We start from the raw sequence: 18,032 nt of genomic DNA on the forward strand, positions 1-18,032 counted from the left end.
ATGCGGATTGACAATCACTGCCATGTTTTCCGCGTCGGCGAGCTCGAGCCACCTCCCGCGCTTGCAGAAGCAGCGTATGTGTCGCCTGGGGCGAACTTTTCCGACTACCGCACGCACTTAGCTGAGATGGGATGCACGCACGGAGTGCTCGTTCAACCGTCCTCCTACGGCACGGACGATCACAGCATCCTGCTCGGCGCTCTCGCCACCGACCCGGCGCACCTGCGGGGCGTAGCATGCGCCCCGGTTGAGTCTTCTGACGCGGACCTAGCCGAAATGGATGCCGCCGGCGTCGTCGCAACGCGGGTGCAGGACGGGTACCCCGGAGGCGTCCCGGTCACCAAGATCGAGGAGGTGGCTCAGCGGGTGCGTCACCTCGGCTGGCACATCGAGGTGTGGAGTGACATTCGCCAGCACCTTCCCTGGTTCGCGAAGGTCGTGAGTGATCTCGGTGTCGACATCGTCATTGATCACCTCGGGTACGTGCCCTCTAATGTGCGGCTAGATTCCCCTGAGATGAGCGCACTAGTTGAGTTACTGACTCTTAAGAATGTATGGATCACGCTGTCCGGCTCCGAGCGGTTGATGCCACGAGAAGCCGATCCGCGTGATGTTCGCGCTGTCGCCAACCACGAGGCCGCTATCACAGATAGGGTGCAGGCGTTCATCGACGCAGCCCCCGAGCGGGTGCTCTGGGGCTCGGATTGGCCCCATGTGGGGTTGGCAAAAGCCCCCACATCCGTCGAGATCCTGTCCCGATGGGAACGGTGGGTGCCTAATGCAGCAACACGCCTTCGGATCGTGCGGGACAACAATGCCCGTCGATACGGTTTCCTGCCACCGGCATGATGATTGGCGGAAAGGCTTCCCAGTTCTGGCCCTGACTGTACTAAGCGAACTCAGTGAGTAAGTGATTACGAATACTGTTTCCTATTCACAGCGGTCTTCATCATGTTGCCACCATCGAAAGAACGTCTCAAGCGAAATCCGAAACATACCAGTTGTTTTCTTAGCAGCAGCTTGGGTTGAATTTGTCGTGTTTATCTTAACGCTGTACGTATTATCAATACATCCCCATAGAGACTGTAAATGAGGGCGCAGCTGAGGTTGGGTCAACTGGGGGCACCGAGATCCGCTTGACGGACCCAGAGGTGACATCCATCTTTTATCGCCTGTTTCACGGTACGCACCAAGATTAAAAGAATGTATCAGTTATTCAGATAATTATCCTGGTGATCCCTCGGGCTCGTGCGGGTGCATGATAATTATGCGAGTGGAAGCCAATTCAATGCCTGGGTCGTGATGCCACTTATTTCGCATTCACCGTTCGCTCACCTCGATAGTGAAGTTTTTTGAAAGGCCGCGTAATCATGACCGCTATACGTGATGACCTCACGACCCGCGCTGCTTATGTCTCAGACGCATCGATCTACCGTCGGCTGCCGGCCGCGGTGGCTGAACCGTCCAGCGTGGAAGAGGTCCGGGAACTGCTGGCCCTAGCCCGGCACCGCGGCTGGCCGGTGACCACCCGCGGGGGTGGCACGTCGGTGGCGGGCAACGCCATCGGGGAGGGCCTGATCATCGACACGTCCCGGCACTTCAACCGGATCCTGGCCATCGACCCGGAGGCGAGGACCGCGACGATTGAGCCGGGCGTGATCTGCGACCAGCTGCGGGAGGCGGCGTCCAGGTTCGGGCTCACCTACGGCCCGGACCCCTCCACGCATTCCCGTGCCACGATTGGCGGGATGGTGGCCAACAACGCGTGCGGCTCCCATTCCGTAGCGTGGGGTACTTCCGCGGACAACCTGGTAGATCTCACGGTCATGCTCGCCGACGGCCGCGAGATCGAGCTGCGCGCCGGCGGCACGTCTGATCCGGTGCTTGAGCGGGCGCTGACGAAGATCCGGGACCAGCACCTGGCGATGCTGCGCACCGAGCTGGGCCAGTTTCCGCGCCAGGTCTCCGGCTATGGCCTGTACTACCTGCTCGAGGAAAACCGCTTCGACACCGCCAAGGCGTTCGCCGGCTCCGAGGGCACCTGCGGGATCATCACACGGCTGACCGTTCGGCTGGTGGCCAAGCCCGCCCACACTGCCCTGGCCGTACTGGGCTTCGAGGATGCCTTCGAGGCCGCGACAGCAGCCCCGAAACTACGCGTCCCCGGCGTCTACACGATCGAGGGCATGGGCTCGGACCTGGTCGAAGCGCTGCAGACACGCCCGGGCCAGGAGGAGTCCGGCTCCGAGCTACCCCGCGGTGGTGGCTGGCTGTACTGCGAGGTCGGCGCGGACACTCTCGAGGAAGCCGAAGCGAGGGCGAGGGAACTGCCAGGCCTCGTCCCGGAAAATGTCGTCGACTCGATCATCGTTACCGAAGCGCCGCTGGCGCGGGCCCTGTGGGGAATTCGGGAGGCCGGGGCGGGCATCGTAACCCGCCTGCCCGACGGTGGGGAGGCTTGGCCGGGCTGGGAGGATTCGGCTGTGCCGCCTGCACGGTTGGGCGAGTATCTGCGCGACCTCTATGACCTGCTCCACGAACTGGGCCTTACCGGCATTCCCTTCGGGCACTTCGGTGAGGGCTGCGTCCACATCCGCATCTCCTTCGACTTCAGCACTGACGAGGGTGTGGCGGCGTACCGCACCTTCGTTGAGCGCGCCGCCAAGCTCGTGCACCGCTACGGCGGTTCCGTTTCCGGTGAACACGGCGACGGCCGCGCCCGCTCCGAACTTTTAGCCACCATCTACTCCCCCGAGGCACTGGCGTCGTTCGCCGCGTTCAAGCGCGCATTCGACCCAGAGGGTGTGTTCAACCCCGGCCTGCTTGTGGACCCGGAGCCAATCGACCAGGGCATCCGTCCCGGTCCTGGCGCCCGAACCTTCGAACTCACCCCCGTACATGCCTTCTCCCGCGATAGCGGCTCGTTCTCCAGCGCCGTCAACCGGTGCGTGGGAGTAGGCTCCTGCCGGTCCGATTCCGGAGCGATGTGTCCGTCCTTCCAAGCCACTCATGATGAGGTGCATTCCACCCGTGGCCGCGCCCGGTCCCTGGCCGAAATGTTACGCGGGGAGTCCATCACCGACGGGTGGAAGTCGAAGGAAACCCTCGAGGCCCTCGACCTGTGTCTGTCGTGCAAGGCGTGCGCTACCGAGTGCCCCGTCAACGTCGACATGGCCACATACAAAGCTGAGTTCCTGCACCACCACTACGGTCAGGGCCTGCGCTCCTTCATAGGCCGGAACCGGCGCCCAATGGCGCATTTCACCATGGGCTGGATGCCGCTGCTGATGCGCGTGACGGAAAAAATACCCTTCGCGTTCCATGCCATCAACCTCCTAGAAAGCTTCCGCCCCGTCGAAGAGCTGACCAAGCGGTTGGGTGGGATCGAGCCGAAGCGGCGAATGATTTCCTTCGCGTCGCAGCCACTGACTGGGTGGCACCGGCAAAAGGCGTCCCGGCGGCCTGGCAACGCCGAGGGCAGGGAAACGGTGGTGTTGTGGCCCGACACTTTCACCAATTTCTCGGCGAACGCCCCCGGCAAAGCCGCCGTAGAGGTTCTCGAGGCCATGGGCTACAGGGTCCTGCTGCCCATGGGCAACGTATGCTGTGGACTGACCTGGCACTCCACCGGCCAACTCGATATGACGAAAAAGGTTCTGACCGACACCCTCGACGTCATGGAGCCCCTACTGGAGGCCGGCTACCCGATCATCGGTCTCGAGCCCTCCTGCACAGTCATGCTTCAGGACGAGATTACCGAACTGCTCCCCAACGACCCGCGTGCCCGGCGCGTAGCAGAACTGACCATGACCCTCGGGGCCTTCACTGCCCGGCACGTCGCAGACAAAAAACCCTGGCCCTTCCAAAATCTGTCCACGGAAACCGGCCCAGCCCAAGCCGTATGCCAGGTCCACTGCCACCAGCAATCCATGCTCGGCTACGAACCCGAACTGGAGGTACTAAAAAAGCTCGGCGTGCACACCGCCGTCGTCGGTGGGGGATGCTGCGGACTGGCAGGCAACTGGGGCTTCGAACCGGGCCACTACGAGGTCTCCCAAACCCTTGGTGAGCGGGAACTGTTCCCCACAATCCGCAACGCGGCCGACGGGACCATCGTGCTCGCCGACGGCTTCTCATGCCGCACCCAGATCACCCAAGGTACGGACGCCGTCGGCGTCCACCTCGCCGAAGTAATGCACAGGGCACTGCCCTGACGGCACCCCCGAGGACCACCCACCGATGAATACCCACCCAGCCTGAGCGCATGGAAGCAGAAGCCTTTGAAGACGACTCAGCCAACAATTTTAGTATGTAACATGCAAGCCCGATAAAATGTGACGTCGCATTAGAAAGGATTCAGTGAGTCAGCCAGTCCAGCCTCTCAGTAGCATCGGCTCCGGCGAATTCCGGGCGGCTTCGAATCTCCTGAGCAATGAGCATATGGGCGGTGTGAGTGATGTGGCGGGTCATGGCCCGACCGACGCCTTCAACGTCACCCTTAACGAAAGCGCCATGAATGTCGATGTGGTCTTCAAAGCATTCGAGGGCGCTGCGAGAGGTTGGCACTGTCCCGACCCCACCCATCAGCACCAAATTGCGCTGTTCATGCAGAAGCCCCACAGCCTTAACGTTTCTACTGCCCAGCAACAAGGTGCGGTGGAAGTCACGGTCAGCACGCAAGGTGGCCTCGGCATCATCCGCCATGGCGGCCTGGCGGAACTCCTTGAAGGTGCCGTTCACTGCAGCGATTGCCGTGTCGTCCCGCAGCTCCGTCGCCCTGCGTGCCAAAGGAACCTCCAACATCAATCGAACCTCGAAGCCCTGAACGAGGCCTTCAATGTCGGTAGTAACCACCCGCATTCCTCGGTTCTTCACAATCTCAACCAGCCCAAGTCGGGAAAGCTCAAGCAAAGCTTCGCGGACCGGCGTACGCGATACGCCAATCTGCTCGCCCAACTGGCCGGCTGTGTAAAGCTCTCCAGGCTTGAGATCCCCCGAGACAATCGCTTTGCGCAACAACTCGAACGCTTGATCGGTCAGATTTCTGGTACGGCGAACGTTCTCCACAACTTCAGTATGTCATTCCACTTCACTCCCCGAACGAGGTAGGTACCAGTGTCAAACAACCAGTCATTCGCCGTGGTGGGCGCAGGAATCATAGGTGCTGCTGTCGCCAGAGAACTCACCTTGCGGTTTCCGGGATCTGCCGTAACCGTGTTCGAGAAAGAGGCTAAGGTGGCGGCCCACCAGACTGGTCATAATTCCGGGGTGGTCCACGCCGGGCTCTACTACGAGCCGGGTGGGCTAAAGGCACGTCTATGCCGGCGCGGCGTCACCCTCCTACAGGAGTTCAGCGCCGAGCATGACCTCGCCTATGAGGAATGCGGGAAAATCATCGTGGCCCTCAATGAGGTTGAGGAGCAGAGACTACAGGACATCTACGCCCGCGCTACAGCCAACGGGGTACCTGGTGTGAAGCTACTAGACTCGGTCGGCATACGCGAGGTCGAGCCCAACGCGGTGGGACGCGCGGCCCTCCACTCCCCGCACACCGCCATCATCGATTATTTCAAGGTCACCCAAGCCCTCATTGACGAAGTGCTGGCAGCCGGGGGGACCCTGTGTCTGAACACCGAGGTCCACAAGGTCACCAACACTACCTCCGGGGCCGCCGTCCACACTGACCGTGGGCAACAGGGTTTTGATCTGGCTGTCATCTGCTCCGGACTTCAATCCGACCGCCTGTCCAGAGCCTCCGGAGGATCCGACGACCCCAGCATCGTGCCCTTCTTCGGGCAGTACTTCGTGCTCGAGCCCGACTACCGTCAGCATGTGAAGGGCCTAATTTATCCAGTACCGGACCCGAAGTATCCGTTCCTCGGCGTCCATCTCACCAAGCGTATCGACGGAGAAATGATGGTCGGCCCCAATGCTTTCCTATCTTTCTCCCGGGAAATCTACAGCGGCTTGGGAATCAGCCCGAAGGACACCGCAGAGACCATGGCGAACGCCGGGTTCTGGAAGTTCGCCGCCCGCAACCTTCCTACAGCAGCCCGAGAGATTCAGTCGGTTGTCTCCAAAAAACGGTTCCTGCGAGAAGCACAAAAATACGTACCCTCCCTAGCCCAGGCGAACGCAACCCGCGCAACCCGCGGCATCCGCGCACAAGCCCTGACGAAAGACGGAGCGCTTGTCGACGACTTTGTCATCCAACACAAAGGCCACGTCACGCACATCCGAAACGCCCCCTCCCCAGGCGCGACATCCTCCTTGGCCATCGCCGAACACATCGTAGAAGGCGCCATTCGGGAACACTCCTTGAACAACAAACCCAAGCAGAAGTAATCACTTGGTTTGAAGCGCTGGATTTAAGGGGACTGTGTAAATAACGGTGTATCCGGCTCGACACGCCGGGCGGTGAGCCTGGCGGGGAGGAGCCCGATATGGCCGCAACACTTGAGGCTGTGCCGAGTACCAAGACCGTTGAAAAACTGACAGACACTTCCGAGGTCGATGCCGCCCGTGAGCTGGTGAGGATGGCCAAGGAACAGGGCCTGGCGCTGACCGGCCCTGATGGGCTGCTCAAGCAGTTGACCAAGACCGTCATCGAGACCGCGCTGGATGAGGAATTAACCGAGCATCTCGGTTATGAAAGGCACGATGCGGCGGCCAAGGACACTGCCAACTCGCGCAACGGCACCCGGTCAAAGACCGTGCTGACGGAGACGACCGGCCCGGTGCAGATCGATGTTCCGCGGGACCGGGAGGGCACGTTCGAACCGAAGATCGTCGCCAAGCGCCAGCGGCGGCTGACCGGGGTCGATGAGATGGTCCTCTCGCTCTACGCCAAGGGCCTGACGACCGGGGAGATCAGCGCCCATTTCGCCGAGATCTACGGCGCCTCGGTGTCCAAGGAGACGGTCTCGCGGATCACCGACCGGGTGCTTGAAGAGATGGCCGCGTGGCAGAACCGGCCGTTGGATGAGGTCTACGCGGCGATCTTCATCGACGCCATTGTCGTCAAGGTCCGGGACGGGCAGGTCGCCAACCGCCCTGTCTATGCCGCTATTGGTGTCACTCTGGCCGGGGAGAAGGACATCCTGGGCCTGTGGGCCGGCACTGGCGGGGAGGGCGCGAAGTTCTGGATGAGCGTGCTCACCGACATCAAGAACCGCGGCGTGAAGGACAGCTTTTTCCTGGTCTGCGACGGGCTCAAGGGCCTGCCCGAGGTCGTGGCGAACGTGTGGCCGCTGACGACCGTCCAGACGTGCATCATCCACTTGATCCGCAACACCTTCCGGCTGGCCTCGAAGCAGGACTGGGATGCGCTCAAACGGGATGTGAAGCCGATCTACACAGCCGTGAACGCCACGGCGGCCCGGGCAGCGTTCGAGGAGCTGACGGAGCGCTGGGGCAGGAAATACGGGGCGATCGTGCGGCTCTGGGAAAATGCTTGGGAGGAGTTCATCCCCTTCCTGGACTACGACGTGGAAATCCGGCGCGTGATCTGCTCGACCAACGCGATCGAATCGTTGAACGCCCGGTACCGGCGGGCCGTGAAGGCACGCGGTCATTTCCCGACCGAGCAGGCTGCGCTAAAGTGCCTGTATCTGGTCACCCGATCCCTCGATCCGACCGGTGCCGGCAGGACCCGATGGACAATGCGCTGGAAGCCCGCTTTGAACGCCTTCGCCATCACTTTCAGCGACCGATTCCCGGCAGCTGAAAACTACTAAAACAAACCGCCGGATACACCGTTTATGAGATAGTCCCGATTTAAGGAGTTAATGGGGTTCTTGGGACATTCGGTGGGCTATGAGACTCGCGGGATGATTTCAACGGGATAGAGGTCGAGGTCCCCGGTGATCAGTAGCGACCAAGCAAGCTGATCCATCCCGAGAACCTCGACGTTGACTAACGCTACTGGGTGCGTCCCCGCGCCTGCTACCGATCCCTGCCCCCGCTGTGATGTGTTACTCGGTCTGGACGTCCAGGTCGTGGCCGTCAAGCGTGAAGCCGCTGTGTTGACTGTGTCCGTGTCGACGCCCTGGCAGCTGGTCGTTTGCCCGGGTTGCGGGGCGTGGCGCCCAGTCGTGGCCGGCGCTCCCGCGAGGGGTGGTCACCGCTTCTGCACTGAGTCTTCGGTGGTTCCGCAGAGCGTGCCAGCGCCGCGTTCGCGGAAGTGATCTCCAGTGCTGAGACAGTACGCCACAACCAGTGGTATCGGGGCTCTTCCCACCACGTGGCCATCACGTGGTGGGAGGAGCTTTTCAGGTGGCTCTCAACCACGCGGCGGTGTCAACCCGTCTTAGCAACATCTTCGTTGAGTAGCTTGGTAAATATTTCCCGCGGGGTGAAGTAGCCCAAGGAAGCCCGGGGACGGTCGTTGAGTTCGTCGGCGATGGAGTCAAGGAAGGGCTGGTGGCTGGTCAGCTCAATGCCCTTGGGCAGGTACTCGCGGATGAGCCCGTTGGTGTTCTCATTCGTCGGTCTCTCCCAGGGTGAGTGCGGGTGGGCGAAGTACACGGGCAGGTCCGTGGCGACGGTTAGCGCGGCGTGGTGGGGCCATCTCGGTGCCCTGGTCCCAGGTCAGGGAACCGCGCATCAGCGCCGGTAGGTCATGGACCCGGTCGATGAGCACATCGGCCAGAGGCGCAGCCTTCTTGCCCTCGGGCAGACCGAGCATGATCAGGAACCGGCTATGGCGTTCCACCAGGGTTGCGACGGCAGATTTGCCGCCCTTGCCGATGATCAGGTCCCCTTCCCACGACCCTGGCACGCGCCGGTCAGAAGCCTCCTCGGGGCGGTCATCGATGCTGACCATGCCGATGATCCGCCCGCCGGTCCGTTCACCCAGGGGTTTGCGGGGCTTGCGCCGGGTGCGCTTGGACTGGAGCAGGATTCCCTCCTTGGCGAGTTCGCCTTTGGGCAGGGCGTAGATCCACCGGTAGATGGCCTCATGGGAGACCGTGCGGCCCTGGGCATCGGGAGACTTCGTCATGGTCTCCACGCTGGAGTCTGTGGCCTCCAAAAGCAACCGGCCGGCGATCTGCCGCGGCGTCCTGGAACGGAACAGATCCGCACGAACCCGGGCCGCGAGGACCGGAGCGGTGTCGATTTTCCGTTCCTGTGGCCGTGCCCGCCGCTTCTGCGCCCGCGCGTCAGCGGTGAGCGGGCGGTACCCGCGGGTCTTCGTGGAGTTCCGCTGGCGCTCCCGCCAGATGACCGTGTGGTGGCGGCCGATTTCCTCGCCAATCTGCCGGTCGGTTTGCCCCGCCTTGATTCCGACCGCTATGTCCGCCCGATCAGCAAACGTCAATGTCCTACGCCCCACGGGCAACTCCATCTGTTCACACCGAAGGTTGTTGCTACGAGGCTATGACACCGCCCGCCAATCGTGGCTCTGAACGACACGATCCATGCTCTGGGCAGGTGGCTCTGAAGCGCACGACAGGTGGCTCCCTTGGAAGCCAGTATTCACTGGCCGGACCACGCCAAATAGCGCTGTGAAAAAACCGCCATTTATCGCCGAAAGTCACAGCTACCAGATTTCGTTCCATAACTATCTTCTTTAAGACGTCCCGTGCGGGTCGTGCAGAATAAGTATCGGTACAGTGTTCGCATGGATATCGGATACGCGCGCGTCTCGACCGCGAAACAGGACCTTGACCGCCAGATCGACGCACTGCGCGGCGAGGGTATCCCCGCCAAACATATCTATCTGGACAAGAAATCCGGATCCACCACAAACCGACCAGGACTGCAAGAAGCACTCGACCAGGCCCGCGAGGGGGACGTCATCGTGGTGCACACCCTGGACCGGCTGGGCCGTACCGTCCGGGACACCCTGAACCTCATCCACGACCTGGCAAGCCGCGGCGTCGGAGTCCGGAACCTGGCCGACCCGATCCGCGTTGATTCCGCTAATCCGGAGGATCCCATGTCCCAGTTGGCAGTCGTGATGCTTGCACTCTTCGGACAAATGGAGCGAACCTACGCGATCGAACGCGCAGCGCATGCGCGTGCCGTTGCTGCCGCCAAGGGCAAAAGGATAGGCCGGCCCAGCGTGGTCGATCCTGCGAAACTCGCCTACGCCGAACACCTTCGCGACCACGAGAATCAGTCCATCTCCGAAATAGTCACGGCCACGGGTATCACCCGCTCCAGCCTCTACCGATACCTGCCGCCCCGGCCGCCGGAGACGCTGACTGCCGAGAACTAGCAGAACGCCTAGCGCCTGTCTTTGGGCTGAGAACCTGTCGAAGTGACTCTTATAACCTCAGTTATAACGGTGATAACATTGGTTATATAGCAAGGAGGTTTGGATATGACGATCACCAGCCCCGAGAGTGCCATTGCCAACGCCCGCCGCGCCCGTGCGCGCCGCGAGCTGGGCGGCCTGGACTACATCAGGAACGTCCGCGCGGCCGTGGAAACTGCCGACCAGCGCATAGTCGCCCGCGCCCTGGGCGTCAGCCAGCCGGCCATTAGTCGGCTGCTCTCGCAGGCCGAGGCCAGAGGGGTGAAGCCCGTTCCCGATGGTTTCAGTGGTGCCAGCCCATACGAGATCGCAGAGCGCTTCGCGGCCGGCGACATCGACCGCGACACCATGATTCGCGAGCTGTCAGCATGGCCCTACGCGAAGAACGAGGGCGCGGCCGCAGCTGCGGCCGAGTGGGAGTCCACGCCTTACCTGGACACTCCGGGATCGTTCGCGGAAGTTGGTCGGGCCTTTGATGAAGGACTCATCGACGGCGACGCCTACGACCAGATTCTGGACGCCTCCGACGAGGCCCCCCAAGTCTGATGACTACGCTGTAAAGCGTGACTACCGAAGACCAGGCAGCGGCGCACCGCGCCACCTTGGAGCGCCTGGGCGCCGACGGGGGACCGCTGACCGCCCAGAGCAAGACCGCGACCGCCCAGAACCCTGACTGGTTCAACGTCCGCCGAGGTGAGCCGCGCCAGGACCGCCGCCGGCTGCACAACGAGATCCTGGCACGCTTCATAGAGTCTCGCCCCGAGGTCCGCCGCGACAAGAAAGCGATTGTCCTTGCCGGCCCTCCAGGCGCCGGAAAATCCACCGCACAGGCCGCCCTCATCCAGGCAACCCGGACGCAGCCCGAGCACTGGCTGCCGATTAACGCGGACGACTTCAAGGACGAGCTGCTGCAACAGGCCCGCCAGGACGGAAGCTACGACAGTTACGTGGTGCCGGACGAAGTGCGCGCCCTTGAAGAAGCGGGGGAGAAGTTCTACCCGCGCGAGCTGGCAGCCCTGGTCCACACGGAGTCATCCATCCTCGCCAAGAAGGCACGCAACGAGGCACTGGAGTCAGGGATGAATGTCATCATCGACGGCACCCTGGGTAACGAGAAGCAGGCCAGGATTCTGCTGGATCGCCTCCAAGCCGCCGGCTATGACGTGCTGGTTGCCGACGTCGAGACAACGCAGAAAGTCAGCGAGGCGCGCACCATGGGCCGCTGGGAGCGCGGCTATCTCGAAGCTGAAAACGGGACGGCAGCCGGCCTTGACGCCGAGCTGGGCGGCCGCTGGGTTCCACAGTCTTTCCCGGCATCACTTTTCAACGAACCGAGCGACACGGAATCCGTCTGCGCCGCCAACGCTGCGGCAATTGCCGCCGACTACGGATGCGTTAGTGAGTACCAGGTTTACCGCGTTGCGGACGAGGACGTCGGCCCCAAGCTGGAGACAACACAGGGCCGCGCCAGGGCGGGCGGACCGCTCGTTGACAGCGACACCCTTGCCGCCGTTCGTGCCGCCTCGACAACACGAGCTGCACGCCACAATAGCCGACCGCCGGCTGGCAAAGACTTGGGGAGGTAGCAACATTGGAAGGCACATTCTCCGAACGCATCAAAGCAGAGATCAACAGGGGAAAAATCGACTCACCGGCGGCAGAGGAAGTCGCACGGCTGGAAGGCTGGATATGCCATGGCGCGGCGTCACCTGGAACACCGGCCCGGCGCTTACAAGATGTGCAGTCCATCGTAACCAAGGAGAAATAGTGTCGTCCTACGAATACCGCAACGGTGAGTTTGTCCCGGTCGAGGATCTTGTTATCTCCGAGTCAGGCGACTTGCATGAAAAGGTCAACCGGACGGTGGTCATCGAGAACGGGGCTGTGGTCACCAGTTATGGAACCATCAATGGCACCGTGCAGCTGAGGCCCGGGACAGTCTTCGAGGCCCGAGCAACGATCAACGGCACCGTAAATGTTGAACGAGAGGCGACAGCTACCTTTCACGGAGCGCTCAACGGAACACTGAACGTTGATCAGGGAGGAGTGATTGTGTCAAGTATTTTTGGCCCCAGAGGGGCGATTGAAAGTGGCCCCAGGTTCACGGAACGTTGTTGTGGGTCTCGGGCTCGCGGGACGGTTTTCGCACCGGTTGGCTAAGGGTTCCTGTATCGCCCGGGGAACGGCAGATGCCGGTCGGGGGTATGGAGTCGGGGCGCCGTCGTTGCTAGCATGTCAGATCTCTTGAGTGGGAGAAATCCATTCTGGAATGGAAAAGGTCCGACCTGGCGTGCGCCGGGCCGGACCTTTTCAGTGAGACGCGCTAACAGTCCAGACCCACTACCCGACCTTGCCGGAGAGTGCGACCAGTACACCTGCCGTAGCGAAGTATTTATTGCTTCCCAGATCGCGGATGGTTTTGATTCCCATACCGGCAAGCAGTTCGTCGTGCTTTTCGGTCAGGCCGGCAAGAGCCGAGGGCGGGGCCGACAGGACCTCGTCCAGAGTCGAGTTCTCGTAGGCGTTGTCCAATGCCTTGCCCAATTCAATCGAAACAGCCACTTTTCATGTCCTTTCATCGATGACGGAAAACAAGCACAGCCAGCCTGCGGCTGCACGAACGCCGGGATTTATCCCTGCGCCGCTGGGAGACACGCTATCGGAGCATCGCTCTGCGGAACGTAAGCGTGCCGAAGCGATTGGGCGGCGGTTTAGCCCTGAAAGCGGATTTTGGTGGATTTGGGTCCGCCGACTTGATTAGGCCCTGCGGTCTTGCCGTAGGGAATCCCGGATTTCCGTGAGCAGGGCAATCTGGGGGTCTTCGGCCGCTTCTTCCTTGACGTCCGGGTTGATGCCGAGGCGCCGGTTGCGGCGCTCGATCATGTGGTTCATGGGCACGACGATGACGAAGTAAATGGCTGCCGCCACGAGCACGAAGTTAACAATTGCTGTGAGCAGGACACCGAATTTAATGTCGTTTCCGTTGAGGGTCACGACGGCGAAGCTATCGAAGTTCGGAGATCCGACCAAGGCCGCGATGAACGGCATGAGAACGCTTTGGACTAGGGCCGTGACTACGGCACCAAAGGCGGCACCAATCACGACGGCGACGGCAAGGTCTACGACGTTGCCCTTCATGATGAAATTCTTGAATCCGGTCAACATAGCGATCAAACTACCCCACGCGGACGCCGTATCGGATACTTTTGGGGAAAGTTTCGTGGTGAGTTATCCAGTGCCTGCAGGCGCCCGTGGCATGAGGTCGGATTCACCTCTGCGGGGACCTTGGGTTCCTGCAGCGGGGTTGTTCGCCTGTTCCGAACTTTTACGCGCGATGCCATGGGCCAGGCGATAGGAGTCGGTGCCGGTTTCGATGATGGTGCCCTTGAAGGTGAGGCGGTCCACGATGGCTGCACAGAGGCGCGGGTCGGTGAAGGTTTTGGTCCAGCCGGAGAATGACTCGTTCGAGGCGATCGCGATGGAATTCTTTTCCTCGCGTTCGGTGAGGACCTGGAACAGTAGTTCGGCGCCCCGCCGGTCCAGTTCCATGTAACCAAGCTCGTCGATGCAGAGCAGGTCCACCCGGCCGTACCGGGCGATGGTCTTGGCCAGGACCTTCTCGTCGGCGGCTTCGACAAGTTCGTTTACGAGCCGGGTGGCGAGGGTGTATTTTACTCGGTAGCCCTTCTCTGCGGCGGCGGTGCCGAGTCCGATGAGCAGGTGGGATTTGCCGGTCCCGGAGTCCCCAATCAGGCAGAGGGGTTGTCCTTTGCGGACCCAATCCCCGATGGCCAGGGTGTGGATGGTCGCGGGGTTGATGTTCGGGTTCGCATCGAAGTCAAAGTCCCCGAGCCACTTGTCCCGGGGAAAGCTCGCGGCTTTCACACGGCGGATCGAGGAGCGGCGGTCCCTGTCGTCGCACTCGGCCAGCAGCAGCTCGGCCAAGAAGCCCTGGTAGGAGAGTTGTTCCTTCCCCGCGACGGATAGGGCTTCATCGAGGACCCCGCGGATCGTGGGCAGGCGCAGCCGGCGGCAGGCCTGGTCCACAGCAGCGACCGCGGCCTGCTCAGTCAGGCCGCGCCGCCGGCGCAGGGTTGGGGTGATGGTGGTCGCCGGTGCGGTCGGGCTCATGACATATTCTCCTTTGACGCGGTTCCTTCGAGGTGTTGAGAGCGTTTGGCCAGCAGCTCGTCATAGGCGCGGACTGAGGGTAGGGGCCGGCCATCAGGGGGCAGCCCGGCAATGACGGCGGCGGGGTCCATAAAGCGGCGTTGGGTGAGACTGACAACCCGTTGCACTTTCTCTTCAGCATGAGCACCGGGATGACGATCGGAACTGGCTCCACCCCGGCAAGATGCCGTGGCATGTCTGCGGGCTTCGACCGCGACGACGTCTGCGCTGACCGCGCCCACTCCCAGCGCCGCACTGATTCCAGCGTGAATGTCTCGGGCATCCATGGACCGGTGGAGGAGCAGGACGTCGATGAGTTCGCGGGTCCCGTTGGCGTCGCCGTTAACCCGGCGGGAGGCGGCCCAGAAAGCCTCATGAGCGCTGGTGAACGTCCCGGACTCCCGTGCCCTGGCCAAGGCAGTGGAGCCGGGGAGAGCACCGGGTTTGGTTTTGAGGACCTCGAGATAGTGGTCCAGTTGGACTGACTGGCCGGAGCGGGCGGCGAGCCGCTGATGCCTCGCCACCACGGTGCGGCCGTCGAACACCACAACCTCGGATGCCCTCAACGAGACACGGACCCTCCGGCCGATGAGCCGGGCCGGGACGGAATACTTCACCATCCTGACCGTAACCATGGAGGACCTATCAACCCTCGGGCTCAGCGCCAGACCCGGATCGAATTCCTCAGGCGGCAAGGGGGCCAGGAACGGCCGTTCGATCTCGAAGTCCTGGCCTATCGTGCGGATCCTGTCATTGATCCGCCGGTCCTCGTCCTGGGCCTCCCACGCCCGTATCCGGTCGTTGAGCTCGTCCAGGGAGTCAGCAACCGGCATCGGTGAAAGCCGGTTGCGGCGGAACCAGCCCACCTCACCCTCAACCCCGCCCTTTTCGTGGGCCCCGGCGATACCAGGCTGGCAATAGAAGGGATCGAAGCCGTAGAACGAACGGAACAACACCCATCTGTCGTTCTCCCGGCGCTGCCGGCCCTGACCGAACACCACAGCGGTGACAGCACTGCTGAGATTGTCATAGCGGATGTGTTTAGTCGGGATGCCGCCCAGAACCTTGAAGGCCTCGATGTGCCCTTCAAGGAAGGCCTCCTGGGCCTGGGTCGGGTAGATCCGATGGATGGCCCTGCCCGAATGCGATAACCGGAAAATGAACAGGTGACACTTCGTCTTCACCCCGTTCAGCACGACATAGACCTCGCCGAAGTCCACCTCAGCCTCAGCACCCGGAGCGTGTTCCTGAGGAACGAACACCTCAACCCGGCGGCCAGCCTCCACATCAATCTGGGCCCGACGGACCCTTACGTAATCACGCACCGTCGAATACGACAGCTCCTGCGCACCGTGCTCTTCAATGAGCCGGGCCAAAATCCTGCGTGCAGTATGGCGCTGCTTCCGCGGCGCCGTCGTGTCCTCGATCAGCATCGCATCGATCGCGCCCTTAAAAGGCTCCAGCCTCCAGGACACGCCTTGCCTCTGTTTACGCTCCGGAGGGGCAGCCGAATCCAGCGCCTGCCTTACCGTTCGCCTGTGAACCCCGTACCGGACCGCCAACGCACGAACCGACAGGCCCTCAACCCGGGCGTCCCTTCGAATCCGCGCGAACAACTCCACTCTCGACTCCATCCAGACCAGCCTTCCGCCGCATCCATCCAGTGATGAATCCAACGTTGAAGGTGGGGCCACAAATAACCGCCACAGGTGCCCGGCGAGTCATGAAGTGGGGCCAGAAATAACCGTCCTGCCGGGGCCATATAAACCTGTCACAGCCAGAGGAGTAGCCCTGCTGGCTTCGACAGCTGTTTCACTCGGGACGAAGAACATCGAAGGGACGCTGATCAACGAAGGTGTGCGCGGTGTCCAGGTCAGCGGCTCCGGGACTGTGGAGGACCGCCCAGGGTCCACGGTTCGGCAGCCCGACGAAGTTCGCCCCGATGGTGGAGTGATTTACCGAGGGAATTAGTCGTGAGGCGACTTAATGTGGGGCAGCGTGTCTGAGGGCGAAAGGATTCCCCGCCCTCACACGGCGACCAGGGCGCCGGCAATCCAGCGAACCGATGTGGGCAGCAAGGCCCGGTAAACCTATCGCCTCAGGGCCTTCCATTCGACGGGGATACCGGCTTCCTCAATCTCTGAGGCAAGTGCGGCCTTCCACGCGCCTGCGGAGTCAAGCTCGGTGTACACCAGGCCTTTGATGTCTCCGGGTTCCTCGATGCCCGGTTCCATCAAGACGGCGACATTCTTGCGGCCCAGAGCGGCCATGAAGAAGCCAAGTTCAAAAACGACGTTCTGCCGGCCTCGGGCCTTGTAGTCCTTCTCCTTGTTTGACTTGCCCGTGTCGTCGGCGGTCAGGAGTACCACGGCGAAGCCGGTCCCCTCGGCGCTTGTTTCCAACTTTTCTATAAGGACTGCGCCTTTGTTGGGTTGTTCGTGAAGAATCACCGGCTCGTGGCCTGTGAGGTCCCTCAGGAAACGTGCGAGTTGAAACTTTTTTGCTTCGTCGTGGCCGTGCACGATGAAGATCCGGCCTGCTGTGCCAGCTCCCTTGTCCTCTACCTCGATGATCTCTTCGACGGCGTTGGAGATCTCGGCATGCTTAGTCTCTTCGAGAAGTTCCAGTTCAATGATGGCTGCCTTGAGTACTGAGACCGCCTTCATGACACCGGCGCGAACGTAAGGGGCAAAGTCGGTGTTCTCGGTGTAGATACCGGGGGTGTACTTTACTGCCTTGAAGCTGCTGTAAACCTTGCTGTCTTCCCCCATGATCGTCCGGAGTACAACTTCGGTCTGGTTCCGCCAGTCCGTAAGGTGTTGGGGCGATCCATTGTTGGCTGCGGCAATCTGTTCCTGGAGAAGCTGCAGCTTTCGCGAGTGATCCATGGGAAGAGAATATCCGGTGTTTTCCCCATCCCGTTAAAGGCCGAAATGTCTGCGTAGGGTGCGCGGTCACGGGTGGGCCAGGGGCCCATCACGAAGTGACGCGCAGCGCCCTTGACGGTGCACCAGGAGCAGCGACAATCAGGGGCCGGGATGGGGATAGTTTCAGGAGGCTGTGCACATCCGCCGGTTGCGGTGGGTGGGGTTCCCGCGCGTGGTGACCTGGCGGTTGTGTGCAGGCGGTCAGCTGGTTCCTGTCGTCCATCATGTGTGCAGGAAAAGCCCGAAGGATAGAGCTTTTGTTGTGCACATGTGGGCGAGAGGCTATGCGTGGTGCTGTGGCTGTTCGGTCTGTTCCGATGCCTCCGGCGTCGCCGTGCTCCTACGGGTTACGCGCTTCCGCACGCGCAGTTTCTTCTCCGGCTCACTGAGGCCGGCCGAACGCAGTTCATCGACGGTCCAGCCAGCGGTGAGTGCCGCCTGGTAGCGGCGCGCGTCTTCATCTTCGGCCGCGCCAAGGGCGTCGCGGGCGTCGGCCACTTTCTGCCTCGACTTGACCAGTTCACGCACGGAGTCCATACGGTTGCTGAGTCGCTGCTGCAACTCGTGTTCAATCTTCTCTGCATCAATGTGGGTAGCCATGGCACTCAGTCTAGCGGAGCGGGTTTTCAGCTCGCCAGGTCTACCCAAAAGACATAGCCCTCGGGACGGGGTCC

16 protein-coding genes and 1 pseudogene are annotated in these 18,032 nt (G+C 61.8%); 9 read left to right on the forward strand and 8 right to left on the reverse strand.

The features are described 5' to 3' along the window. On the forward strand, window positions 1-849 hold the full coding sequence (locus tag AC1MFL_RS21320) for an amidohydrolase family protein (RefSeq protein WP_479816022.1): 849 nt from the start codon (window positions 1-3) through the stop codon (window positions 847-849). Window positions 850-1,370: 521 nt separating this feature from the next. After that, entirely contained in the window at window positions 1,371-4,214 is a 2,844-nt protein-coding gene (locus AC1MFL_RS21325; protein WP_479816023.1) for an FAD-binding and (Fe-S)-binding domain-containing protein, read from the forward strand. A gap of 142 nt (window positions 4,215-4,356) precedes the next feature. On the opposite strand, the gene AC1MFL_RS21330 is transcribed toward AC1MFL_RS21325, so the two are convergent. Further along, window positions 4,357-5,067 carry a GntR family transcriptional regulator gene (locus AC1MFL_RS21330; RefSeq protein ID WP_479816024.1) on the reverse strand — a complete coding sequence of 237 codons (711 nt, stop codon included), beginning with the start codon at window positions 5,065-5,067 and terminating at the stop codon, window positions 4,357-4,359. Between the two features lie 48 nt (window positions 5,068-5,115). Here AC1MFL_RS21330 and lhgO point away from each other — a divergent pair, with 48 nt between their 5' ends. Both lhgO and AC1MFL_RS21340 read left to right on the forward strand, forming a co-directional pair. Further along, window positions 5,116-6,345 carry an L-2-hydroxyglutarate oxidase gene (lhgO, locus tag AC1MFL_RS21335; protein ID WP_479816025.1) on the forward strand — a complete coding sequence of 410 codons (1,230 nt, stop codon included), beginning with the start codon at window positions 5,116-5,118 and terminating at the stop codon, window positions 6,343-6,345. Between the two features lie 98 nt (window positions 6,346-6,443). After that, window positions 6,444-7,736 (forward strand): IS256 family transposase, encoded by a 1,293-nt coding sequence (locus AC1MFL_RS21340; protein ID WP_024366175.1) that lies wholly within the window; start codon window positions 6,444-6,446, stop codon window positions 7,734-7,736. Between the two features lie 562 nt (window positions 7,737-8,298). Here the strand turns inward: AC1MFL_RS21340 and AC1MFL_RS21345 are convergent. Continuing rightward, window positions 8,299-9,346: pseudogene (locus AC1MFL_RS21345) on the reverse strand (IS30 family transposase). Between the two features lie 276 nt (window positions 9,347-9,622). On the opposite strand from AC1MFL_RS21345, the gene AC1MFL_RS21350 reads away from it, so the two are divergent. The 5 genes from AC1MFL_RS21350 (at window position 9,623) to AC1MFL_RS21370 (ending at window position 12,421) form a co-directional block, all read left to right on the forward strand. Then, window positions 9,623-10,222: a recombinase family protein gene (locus tag AC1MFL_RS21350; protein WP_479816026.1), complete on the forward strand. Its 600-nt coding sequence runs from the start codon at window positions 9,623-9,625 to the stop codon at window positions 10,220-10,222. Window positions 10,223-10,327: 105 nt separating this feature from the next. After that, the gene (locus AC1MFL_RS21355; RefSeq protein WP_479816027.1) at window positions 10,328-10,807 is read left to right on the forward strand and encodes a helix-turn-helix domain-containing protein; all 480 of its coding nucleotides are present in this window, start codon (window positions 10,328-10,330) and stop codon (window positions 10,805-10,807) included. 17 nt (window positions 10,808-10,824) lie between these two features. Continuing rightward, a complete protein-coding gene (locus tag AC1MFL_RS21360; RefSeq protein WP_479816028.1) occupies window positions 10,825-11,847 on the forward strand; it encodes a zeta toxin family protein in 1,023 nt (340 codons plus the stop codon). Window positions 11,848-11,852: 5 nt separating this feature from the next. Beyond that, the gene (locus tag AC1MFL_RS21365; RefSeq protein WP_479816029.1) at window positions 11,853-12,029 is read left to right on the forward strand and encodes a hypothetical protein; all 177 of its coding nucleotides are present in this window, start codon (window positions 11,853-11,855) and stop codon (window positions 12,027-12,029) included. Continuing rightward, on the forward strand, window positions 12,029-12,421 hold the full coding sequence (locus AC1MFL_RS21370) for a hypothetical protein (RefSeq protein WP_479816030.1): 393 nt from the start codon (window positions 12,029-12,031) through the stop codon (window positions 12,419-12,421). Before AC1MFL_RS21365 ends, AC1MFL_RS21370 begins: the two co-directional genes overlap by 1 nt. A gap of 180 nt (window positions 12,422-12,601) precedes the next feature. Here AC1MFL_RS21370 and AC1MFL_RS21375 read toward each other — a convergent pair whose 3' ends face one another. From AC1MFL_RS21375 to AC1MFL_RS21400, 6 genes are all read right to left on the reverse strand, one after another. Then, window positions 12,602-12,823, reverse strand: a complete 222-nt coding sequence (locus AC1MFL_RS21375) for a hypothetical protein (protein ID WP_330193862.1) — start codon at window positions 12,821-12,823, stop codon at window positions 12,602-12,604. A gap of 195 nt (window positions 12,824-13,018) precedes the next feature. Continuing rightward, window positions 13,019-13,426 carry a large conductance mechanosensitive channel protein MscL gene (gene mscL / locus AC1MFL_RS21380; RefSeq protein WP_090584173.1) on the reverse strand — a complete coding sequence of 136 codons (408 nt, stop codon included), beginning with the start codon at window positions 13,424-13,426 and terminating at the stop codon, window positions 13,019-13,021. Window positions 13,427-13,489: 63 nt separating this feature from the next. After that, window positions 13,490-14,392, reverse strand: a complete 903-nt coding sequence (gene istB / locus AC1MFL_RS21385) for an IS21-like element helper ATPase IstB (protein WP_479816031.1) — start codon at window positions 14,390-14,392, stop codon at window positions 13,490-13,492. Continuing rightward, complete coding sequence (istA, locus tag AC1MFL_RS21390; protein ID WP_330193817.1) at window positions 14,389-16,065, reverse strand: IS21 family transposase; 1,677 nt, start codon at window positions 16,063-16,065, stop codon at window positions 14,389-14,391. Before istA ends, istB begins: the two co-directional genes overlap by 4 nt. Window positions 16,066-16,521: 456 nt before the next feature. Next, window positions 16,522-17,319, reverse strand: a complete 798-nt coding sequence (locus AC1MFL_RS21395; RefSeq protein WP_479816032.1) for a TIR domain-containing protein — start codon at window positions 17,317-17,319, stop codon at window positions 16,522-16,524. A gap of 321 nt (window positions 17,320-17,640) precedes the next feature. After that, window positions 17,641-17,958: a hypothetical protein gene (locus tag AC1MFL_RS21400; protein ID WP_479816033.1), complete on the reverse strand. Its 318-nt coding sequence runs from the start codon at window positions 17,956-17,958 to the stop codon at window positions 17,641-17,643. Window positions 17,959-18,032: the final 74 nt, after the last annotated feature.

The organism is Arthrobacter sp. BG3, from assembly GCF_056680185.1.